The sequence below is a fragment of the Microbacterium testaceum genome, assembly GCF_001476285.1.
Classification (GTDB): Bacteria; Actinomycetota; Actinomycetes; order Actinomycetales; family Microbacteriaceae; genus Microbacterium; species Microbacterium testaceum_B.
This window is the reverse complement of the sequence record NZ_LDRU01000068.1, coordinates 1-8,009: the sequence shown is the minus strand read 5'-3', so window position 1 is coordinate 8,009 and position 8,009 is coordinate 1. Positions and strand designations below refer to the sequence as shown.

General features: G+C 66.9%; 9 protein-coding genes. 5 read left to right on the top strand and 4 right to left on the bottom strand.

All coding sequences use genetic code 11. The features are described 5' to 3' along the window. The 3 genes from NS283_RS12235 to NS283_RS12225 all read left to right on the top strand — a co-directional run. Positions 1-359: aminotransferase class V-fold PLP-dependent enzyme (locus NS283_RS12235; protein WP_153003358.1), on the top strand; the 359-nt coding region annotated here is incomplete at its 5' end. Continuing rightward, positions 356-811 (top strand): Fe-S cluster assembly sulfur transfer protein SufU, encoded by a 456-nt coding sequence (gene sufU / locus NS283_RS12230; RefSeq protein ID WP_058597145.1) that lies wholly within the window; start codon positions 356-358, stop codon positions 809-811. The genes NS283_RS12235 and sufU, both read left to right, overlap by 4 nt. 237 nt (positions 812-1,048) lie before the next feature. After that, positions 1,049-1,483 (top strand): hypothetical protein, encoded by a 435-nt coding sequence (locus tag NS283_RS12225; RefSeq protein ID WP_058597144.1) that lies wholly within the window; start codon positions 1,049-1,051, stop codon positions 1,481-1,483. A gap of 135 nt (positions 1,484-1,618) precedes the next feature. Here the strand turns inward: NS283_RS12225 and NS283_RS12220 are convergent, their stop codons facing one another. The 3 genes from NS283_RS12220 to NS283_RS12210 all read right to left on the bottom strand — a co-directional run bounded on the left by NS283_RS12220 (position 1,619) and on the right by NS283_RS12210 (position 5,701). Continuing rightward, on the bottom strand, positions 1,619-2,596 hold the full coding sequence (locus NS283_RS12220; protein ID WP_058597143.1) for an SRPBCC family protein: 978 nt from the start codon (positions 2,594-2,596) through the stop codon (positions 1,619-1,621). Positions 2,597-2,615: 19 nt separating this feature from the next. After that, positions 2,616-3,014 (bottom strand): ArsR/SmtB family transcription factor, encoded by a 399-nt coding sequence (locus NS283_RS12215; RefSeq protein WP_058597142.1) that lies wholly within the window; start codon positions 3,012-3,014, stop codon positions 2,616-2,618. 620 nt (positions 3,015-3,634) lie between these two features. Continuing rightward, the gene (locus NS283_RS12210) at positions 3,635-5,701 is read right to left on the bottom strand and encodes a KAP family P-loop NTPase fold protein (protein WP_081317414.1); all 2,067 of its coding nucleotides are present in this window, start codon (positions 5,699-5,701) and stop codon (positions 3,635-3,637) included. Between the two features lie 80 nt (positions 5,702-5,781). Here NS283_RS12210 and NS283_RS12205 point away from each other — a divergent pair, with 80 nt between their 5' ends. Continuing rightward, entirely contained in the window at positions 5,782-6,375 is a 594-nt protein-coding gene (locus NS283_RS12205) for a hypothetical protein (RefSeq protein ID WP_153003357.1), read from the top strand. 123 nt (positions 6,376-6,498) lie between these two features. On the opposite strand, the gene NS283_RS12200 is transcribed toward NS283_RS12205, so the two are convergent. Then, a complete protein-coding gene (locus NS283_RS12200) occupies positions 6,499-6,771 on the bottom strand; it encodes a helix-turn-helix transcriptional regulator (protein WP_058597146.1) in 273 nt (90 codons plus the stop codon). A gap of 98 nt (positions 6,772-6,869) precedes the next feature. Between NS283_RS12200 and NS283_RS12195 the strand changes: the two genes are divergently transcribed. Next, positions 6,870-8,009: proton-conducting transporter transmembrane domain-containing protein (locus tag NS283_RS12195; RefSeq protein ID WP_153003356.1), on the top strand; the 1,140-nt coding region annotated here is incomplete at its 3' end.

Below are 8,009 nucleotides of genomic sequence, written 5' to 3'. Positions count from 1 at the left end.
TCGGCGAGCACGACCTCGAGGCCGCGCGCGCGCACGAGGCGACCCTTGAGAAGCGCATGCGCGAGGGGCTGCGCTCGATTCCCGGCGTCCGCCTCCTCGGAGACACGGATGCCGCCGACCGCGTCGCCCTGCAGGCCTTCGCCGTCGAGGGTGTCCACGCGCACGACGTGGGGCAGTTCCTCGACTCCCGCGGGGTCGCGGCGCGCGTCGGTCACCACTGCGCGCAACCGCTGCACCGCCGGTTCGGGATCACGGCGTCGGTGCGCGCGAGCGCGGCCATCCACACGACCGAGGCCGAGATCGACACGTTCCTCGACGCGGTCTCGGGCGTCCGCGGCTTCTTCGGAGTCGACGCGTGAGCGGGCTGGAGTCGCTGTATCAGGAGCTCATCCTCGACCATGCGAAGAAGCCCCGCGGCTTCGGCCTCGCCGAGCCCGGTGCCCACAGCGCCACCGTGCACCAGCGCAACCCCGTCTGCGGCGACGAGATCACGCTCCGCGTCGATGTCGAGGGCGACCGCGTCGCCTCGGTCACGTGGGAGGGCGCCGGTTGCTCGATCTCGCAGGCCTCGGCATCCATGCTGGTGGCGCTCCTGCAGGAAGACGGCGGAGACGAGGGGATGCCACGCGCCGACGCCGAGGCGTTGATCGCCGGCTTCCGCGAGGCGTTGCGCTCGCGCGGCAAGATCCCCCTCGACGAGGAGACGTTCGCCGACGCGGCAGCCCTCTCGGGCGTCTCGAAGTACACCGCGCGCGTGAAGTGCGCGATGCTTGCCTGGGTCGCGCTCGAGCAAGGGCTGCGGCAGGCCTGAGGCCGTGGCATCCGGACGTCCGCCCTCCCGAGCCCGCGCCGGCGCCCACGCCCACGCCCACGCCCACGCCCACGCCCACTGAGTGTCCAAAACACCCGGACGTCTCAGAAAATCGTCCGGGTGTTTTGGACACTCACGAGCTCATTTCGCGAGCCGACGCCGACGGTGCGCGCACCGCATGGTGGGGGCCGCCGGGGCGGCGATATCCTGCGACCACGACGGAGAGAGGCGGATGCCATGGGCAACGGATTCAGCGCAGAAGAGCGCGCGGCGATGAAGCAGCGCGCCGAGGAACTCCAGGCCATGAAGGGTTTGAAGGGTCTCGCGAAACTGCAGAAGGAGAACGAGGCCTGCCTCGAGGCGATCGAGAAGCTCGAGGGAGTCGACCGCGCGGTCGCCGAACGCCTGCACGTGATCGTGCTCGAAGAGGCGGCGCACCTGAGCCCGAAGACCTACTACGGCTTCCCGGCCTACGCCAAAGACGGCAAGGTCGTGGTCTTCTACCAGCCGGCCTCGAAGTTCAAGACGCGTTACGGCACGGTCAGCTTCGACGAGACCGCGCAGCTCGACGACGGGCCGATGTGGCCGGTGTCGTACGCGGTGGTCGAGGTGACGCCCGAGGTGGAGCAGCGGATCCGCGAGCTCGTGCGCCGGGCGGCGCCCGCGGCCTGACGCGCGGCACCGGAATCGGAGCGCGGCAACAGAATCGGAGCAGCGAGGCCGCGGCATCCGAATCCGCTACGTCGGTCCGATTCCGCGTGCCCGGCCGAACGGATGCCGCGACCCCGGGGCCGCGGCATCCGGAGATCAACCGATGACCACGCGCTCCATCCGCTCGAAGCTCTGCTCCATCCCCTCGACCATGCCCGTGGCGAGGACGGCGTCGCGGGTGGCGGCATCCGGATACTCGATCAGCAGCGTGACCAGGGTTGCGCCGTCCTCCTCGTAGAACGACAGGTCGTTGGTCGTGGAGGGGTAGTCGGTGCCGGTCATGTGCTCGGTCTGCACGATGCGGCGCGGCTCGTCGAGGAGCAGCGTCTCGCCGTCGAAGCCGAACGGCTCGCCCTCGGTGCCCTCCTCGGGTTCCCAGGCGATGCGGTACGTCCCCCCGACCGAGACGTCGACCTCGCTGACGCTCATGCGCCAGCCGTCGGGGCCGAGCATCCATCGCCGCATGAGTTCGGGGTCGGTGTGCGCGCGCCAGACGAGCTCGCGCGGACCCTCGATGAGACGGGTGATGCGCACGTGCTGGTCGTCGAGGATCTCGAGTTGCGTGCCCTTGCCCTGAGCGAACTCGCGCAGCCCCGCGAGCACGGCGTCGAGCTGGTTCGTCGCGAGGGTCATGCCCTCGACCATGCCCATCGCGACGACCTGCTCCAGGGCCTCCGCGGAGGTGAAGTGCGTGACGTTCATCAGGCGCGAGCCCTCGGGCGTGGCGTCGAACGAGAAGACCATGCGCATCGACGGCATCCCCTCGATCGGATCGCCGCTCTCATCGGCGAACGCGTCGATCACCTCGAAGCCGCGGGGCTCGTCGATCGCCGTGAACTCCCAGGCCCCGCCCGCGCGCTCGCCCCGCGGCGAGGTCATGGAGTAGGTCGCGCGGCCGCCGACGCGGAAGTCGAACGCGTCGAAGGTGGCCGGCCACCCCGGGGGACCCCAGAAGCGCTCGAGCTGCCGCGGGTCGGTGAACACGGCCCACAGCCGCTCAGTGCCGACGGGGAAGTCGGCGACCAGGGTCATGGTGAGCGCTTCGGCGTCGCTCTCGACGGATGTGACGGGCATGACGGACTCCTTCGTCGGTTCAGTTCACAGGTGGAGGGGCGGATGCCGGGTCCCCGGCGTCTTCGAGGCCGGGATCCGCGGGCGCGGGTTCGGCCAGCAGGGCGTCGAGCCGGTCGATCCGGCCCCGCCAGAGGTCTTCGTAGGAGCGGAGCAGTTCTTGCGCCCGCGCGAGCGCGGCGGGGTCGGCGCGCACGAGTCGCACCCTTCCCTCCGCGCGTTTGGTGATGAGCCGCGCCTCGGCCAGCACGGAGATGTGCTTCGACACGGCGGCGAACGACATGGCGTATCCCGCGGCGAGATCCGACACCGACTGCTCGGCCACAAGCGTGCGCCGCACGATGTCGCGCCGCGTCGCATCGGCGAGCGCGTGGAAGACGCGGTCGATGTCGGCGTCGTGGAGGGGCTGTCGTTTAACCATTTGGTTGCACGTTAGTGGGCATGGCGTGCGAGCGCAACCACAGAGTCGTCGGGAGTAAGTTCTCGCTGCACTTGCGTGACCTTACGTTGCACTAATCCCATTTGCCGTTGCATTGGATGCAGCGAAACGCCGACGCGGCTGCGCCCGCTGCGCTTCTCCAGCGTGAACATCAGCACCAGGCACGCAGCACCGCAAGCCCGCATGGAGGCCGCCAGGTGCGACCAGTCGACACGAGGCTCGGTCACCGCAGCGAGCGGAAAGAACGCATCGATGAACCGCCTTCGCGAGGGCCGAATTTTAACCCGCCGGCGCCTGCAGCAGCGCCCCGACGGGATGGTCGCTCCCGACGGGTGGCGCAACGGCAGCTCCTCGACGCACTTGCTGCGGGGGGCACATTCGTCGCAGACGAGCACCCGGAGCCCGGCGGTCACCGAGTGCGGCATGGGGCCCGTCGGTATCGCCTTTGGCGGCGATCGAGTACCGCCCGGGCACGCCGCCCACTGCGGACCTTGGCGCTCGCCACCGCTGGGTAGCTGGGGCGTCTAATCCGGCAGTCCCGAGCGACAGCCTGCAGGGTTAGTGAGCCGGCTTCGCCAAGGGCCGTCCTCAGCAACTGTTCCCTAGAACTCGTCCGGCCGCCACCCGGCCACATATGCTTCCGCCAGCAGCACGAGCGGCGACGGACCATCCGATTCGCGGAGCCGAAGAACCGCCTCTGCCAGCTGATCCTCACCGCCGGCCACCTTGACAAGGCCGCCCCAGGCGAGGCGATCCTCCTCTTTGACGTGACGAGAGCCCATGGATTGCGCGCGGGCTACAGACCAAGCCGACTGGAGTAGCGCCCGGATCTGCACGGCCTCGCTTAATGGCGGAGGGACGTACTCGTCGCCTTCGCGCTCCGCCACGAACCAAAAGACTCGGAATAGACCCCACTCTCGCTCCGGCGCCAGCGACGCTGTCGTTCGCACCCGGCGGATGAGGTCATCGTCGAGCTCCGCAGTACGCTCGGCCGAGATCAGCGCGTTGGTCGGGTCTTCTACGCGTCCCACACTCCGAATCAGCAATTCCTGCGACGAGTAGGACTGCACACCGGCCAAGATCTCGCGTACGGCGCGCTCTCTTGCAGACTCATCCCCAAGTCGCCGTAGGAGACGGATGACAACGCGTGTAACAACTACGTCTGGTCGCATGAAGTCGAACATGCCTCGGTTGCGGCGCTCTGGAATGTCCGCAATTCGGTTGAGCAAGGTCACGGAAGCAGGTACCACCGACTCCTCGGGAAAGTCCGCCTGATAGGCCTCCAGCCCGGCGATTGCTGACTCCAAGTCCTCACGCGGCACGGAGTCCAGGTACTCGCCAAGAGCGTCCGGGTCCGCGATCCTGGCATAGGCTGCTTCGGTTTGCTGAAACGACAGCAGATCCGACGGGAGCGTGCGGCCGAAGTAGAGTTCGAGGTAACCGATATACGCAAGCCGGTGTTCACGTTTCCACGTATTGATCCAGTCGGGGCCGTAGTTGTTGTTCTCGATGTAGGTGCGTCCAGCCGGAAAAAGTTGCTGGATGAGCGCGCGTACTATGCCTTCATCCGCACCCGCGACTTTCAACAGTGCATCGATCTCTGCTTTCCGATCCGGGTCCTGGTTTCGACCCCAAGAGCTCTGCGTCTCGGTTAGAGCGAGACGGGCCTTGTGCAGTGCTTGGAAGATCTCTGGTCGAAACACACGAATCGCTTCGAGCGCTAGGAGATCGACAGCCTCAATCTGATGACCGAGCGCGCGAAGAGTCGGTCGCGCCGACAGCGCGAGCCTAGTAACGTCACGAAGACTTCCAACCAAAGGGTCGATGATTTCGACGTAGGCGTCGGGCCAGACGACTCGGTTGAAACGCAGGCCATCAATCTCCTGCAGGATAATGTCCAGCCGCTCGAACACTTGCGCGCGTAGGACCTCGGTGGGAATCATGGGCACGTCGAAGCTGAGTTGCAGGATCTTTTCGAGGTACGCCCTACCATGCACCCCGTCTTCACTGAGCGCTTGCTCAACCCTGCGTCGATCGAATACGAGCACGTAGATGACGTTTGGGAAGCTCGCTGTGAGGCGCACCAACTTGAAGATGTCACGAATCTCGTTGGTGGTGAGCCTGTCGATGTCGTCGATGACCACGACGATGGGCTTGTCAAGCTGATTCAGCGCGCTCGATACTGCCTCCCTGAATGTCCGACTGCCTTTCCTGCGATCGTTCCACCATGTCGTTGCTGCCTTCGTCGCCTTGAATGCACGGTCGAACCAGTTACCGAACCAAGGAATGACCGCAAGCGGGCTAAGAACGTCCCCGTACTTGTCGAGCCCCTCGGCGACTGCGCCGAACTTTGTCTGATCCTCAATTCGCAGCTCGGCGGCGATCTCGCGAAAGAAGACTTCCGTCAACTGCTGGTCACCCGAGAAGACCCAGGGATTGAATTCGATCACCGGAAGCGCGGGTGGCTCAGCGAATTGCTCGCGCATGAGGTTGACAAAGGAACTCTTGCCGTACCCCCAGGCTCCCAAGACACCGACAACCAAGCCTTGCGACGCGTCCAGTTCACGCACGGATCGCGCGAAGTCCCGTGCGACAACAGCGCGGCCGAGCACATCATCTTCCGACGAAGTGATGGGGTGATCGACGGGCAATGAGTTCGAATTGGTCATCTTCTGAGGATCCTTCGAGCTTGAGGCTGTGCCGCGAGGCTAGCGCATGGGCATCGGGACCTATCAGCGATAATTTCGGAATGGGTATCTTCTCCAAGCTCAAGCCGAGAGCTGCGAGAAAGAGCATGGCGAGCGTTCACCTGAACGCGCGGCTGCAGCCGATCCATCGCGGCAGCGTGTACGAAGACCCGCTCGACGAGCTGCTGCAAGAACACGCACCGGGCAGCACGGTCGTCGGCGGCGGAACGAGCTTCACCCCCGCCACCGGCCCCTTGTCCTGCCATACGGAGGTGGAGCTCGCCGGAGACCCCGCTCAGACGCTCGCCCTCGTCATCGACATCCTCGAGCACCTTGGCGCACCGATCGGCTCTTCGGCCCGCCTCGGCAGGGCGGCTCCGGTCGCGCTCGGCACTACGCACGGCCTGTCGCTGTCCCTCGATGGGACATCACTGCCTGACGAGGTGTACGAGCAGAACGACGTCAATGACCTCATCGCAGCTCTGAAGACGGAACTCGCTGACGACGCTCAGCAGCAGTCATGGCGGGAAGGCCACGAACGGACCAATCTCTACTTCTATGCGCGAGATGTCGACAGGCTGAGATCCGTGCTCGAGTCCGCTGCGAGCCGATTCCCGCTGGCCCAGAAGAGCATCATCGAGGATCTCACCGCGTAGAAACCTCGGCAGCCCCCGACCCCAGAGCAACGTCCCGCGCCTGACGTCCCGCACACCCTGCGAGAGACAACCTGAACTCCGAAACTCAGCGACCGCGCTCGAAGACGAACGCCGGCGAGAGGTTCAGCCCCGCAGCGCCTGAAGCAGCGCGCCGACGGGGTGGTCGCTCTCGACCGGGTGGCGCAGCGGCAGGTCCTCGACGCACTCGTAGCGATTGCGTCGGCCCTCTTTCTCGCGCTTGAGGTAGCCGGCATCGACGAGGTCGGCCAGGATGCCGTGCGCCGTGCGCTCGGTGATGCCGACGGCATCCGCGATCTCTCGGACACGCGCACCCGGATCGCGGGAGACGTAGATGAACACGTGGGCGTGGTTCGTCAGGAACGTCCAGGTGTTCATCACCACAGCCTAGTGACCGAAGCTACCGGAATTCAAGAACGTGTGATTAATTACCTGCGTTTTGACACACGCAATTTTATGCATGTAACGTGCTGCGCATGTCATTGATCGCCCCGCTCCTGACGGCCGCGCTCCTCGCCGCGGTCGTCGCCGCCCTCCTGCCGGATGCCACGCGCCACCGCACTCCGGGCTCGCTCGCCGTCTGGCCCGGGGTCGCTGCCACGGCTCTGGCCACGCTCGGTCTCGCGAGCGCCCTCGCCGAGAGCGCCGACATCGCCGGCGCGGCACTCGCGCTGCTCATCGTCGCCCTCACCGTCGTCGTGCAGGTCTACGCGAGCCGCAACCTCCGCGGGGACCCGCGCTCGCGCGGCTTCTTCGCCCTGTCGTCGCTCGCGGCCCTCGGGTCGACGACCGCCATCGCCGCGAACGACGTCGTGCTGCTGGCCGCAGGCTGGACGGTCTCGACCCTCAGCATGATCGCCCTGATCGCCTCGGGAGGCTCGGGCCCGCAGACGCGCGTCGCCGTCCGGCGGAGCGCCGTAGCGCTCCTGATCGGCGATGCCGCTCTGTGGACGGCCGTCGTCGTCGCCACCGCCTCGACCGGTTCTATCTCGCTCGCGGCCCTCGGCAGCCTCGACGCCGCATCGGCCGCCATCGTCGGCGCACTCGTGGCGGTCGCCGCGATCGCCCGCGCGGGGTCGTTCCCGCTGCACGGCTGGCTCCCGGCCACCGCCGCGACGACCACGCCCGTCTCCGCCCTCCTGCACGCGGGGTTCGTGAACGCCGGGGCTCTGCTCCTCCTGCGGTTCTCCCCCGTCCCTTCGGCCGTCGGCCCCTGGATTGCGGGAGTCGCTGGAGCACTCACGCTGCTCATCGCGACGCTGGCGATGCTCACCCGCGCCGACGTCAAGGGCCGACTGGTGCACTCCACCGCGGCGCAGATGGGCTTCCTCCTCCTCGCGTGCGCGCTGGGTGCCTACGGACTCGCGTTCGTCCATGTGATCGGGCACGCCCTCTTCAAGGCGAGCCTGTTCCTCGGAGCCGGGTCCGCCGTGGAACACGCGCTCCGGGCACGGGCACTCCCCCGGCCCGTCCCCTCGCGGATCGGGCAGGTCACGGGGGCACTGCTCGTCGGAGGAACCGCCGCGATCGCCCTCGTCGCGATCGACGCGTTCACGCACCCGACCGCGGCGGTCGTGAGAGCGAAGAGGAGGAGGACCGCGGTCGGGTGCGTGAAC

Excerpts from the sequence above, each read along its gene's own strand:
- NS283_RS12220 (WP_058597143.1), bottom strand. The coding sequence starts at position 2,596 with ATGCCCGTCACATCCGTCGAGAGCGACGCCGAAGCGCTCACCATGACC.
- NS283_RS12225 (WP_058597144.1), top strand. The coding sequence starts at position 1,049 with ATGGGCAACGGATTCAGCGCAGAAGAGCGCGCGGCGATGAAGCAGCGC.
- NS283_RS12205 (WP_153003357.1), top strand. The coding sequence starts at position 5,782 with ATGGGTATCTTCTCCAAGCTCAAGCCGAGAGCTGCGAGAAAGAGCATG.
- NS283_RS12200 (WP_058597146.1), bottom strand. The coding sequence starts at position 6,771 with ATGAACACCTGGACGTTCCTGACGAACCACGCCCACGTGTTCATCTAC.
- NS283_RS12215 (WP_058597142.1), bottom strand. The coding sequence starts at position 3,014 with ATGGTTAAACGACAGCCCCTCCACGACGCCGACATCGACCGCGTCTTC.
- NS283_RS12210 (WP_081317414.1), bottom strand. The coding sequence starts at position 5,701 with ATGACCAATTCGAACTCATTGCCCGTCGATCACCCCATCACTTCGTCG.